The sequence below is a fragment of the Bartonella sp. TT29SHDZB genome (assembly GCF_042193395.1).
Classification (GTDB): Bacteria; Pseudomonadota; Alphaproteobacteria; order Rhizobiales; family Rhizobiaceae; genus Bartonella.
This window is the reverse complement of record NZ_JBHILQ010000196.1, coordinates 1-509: the sequence shown is the minus strand read 5'-3', so window position 1 is coordinate 509 and position 509 is coordinate 1. Positions and strand designations below refer to the sequence as shown.

1 protein-coding gene is annotated in these 509 nt (G+C 41.7%); it reads right to left on the bottom strand.

All coding sequences use genetic code 11. The features are described 5' to 3' along the window. Window positions 1-365, bottom strand: a 365-nt coding sequence (locus ACFIJJ_RS10255; protein WP_375646878.1) for a hypothetical protein, incomplete at its 3' end; no start/stop codon positions are given. Window positions 366-509 lie beyond the last annotated feature (144 nt).

Here is a 509-nt window from a genome sequence, read left to right as displayed (position 1 = left end):
AAGCGCTTCTTGACACTGCGCTGTGGTATGACAGCACCTGGACGACAAATCGGCAAGTTTTTCTCTTTAAAAGTATAACATGGCCCTCCCGCTCTTGCTACTTCTTCATCTTTATAGCGGAATCCTGATTGGAGCATGCAAGCATAAGTTGTTGCTTTAGCATTAATACTCTGCTGTTGGTTTTCTGGATCGATATCATAAGGCGTTGGCATGCCACATTCTAATAGGGCTTTTCCTATCTCCGTAAAATCAGTAACACTATTTTTCTCCCACGCGCTCAAATACCCTCCAGGAGTTTTATTAAACTGACATCCTGCAATACCTAATAAAGTTACAGCACCTAATAGCTTTAGAGTTTGTTTCATTTTTTCCTCCATGATTTAATTCAAGGTTTTTGTTCACGATGAGATGTGCCATAGCGCCATGTACACTTATCGCTCGCATCTCCAAGGCAAGTATGGGAACTTATGGGATTTGTAGCCACTCTCAACCATTCTGTCCAAACGTTA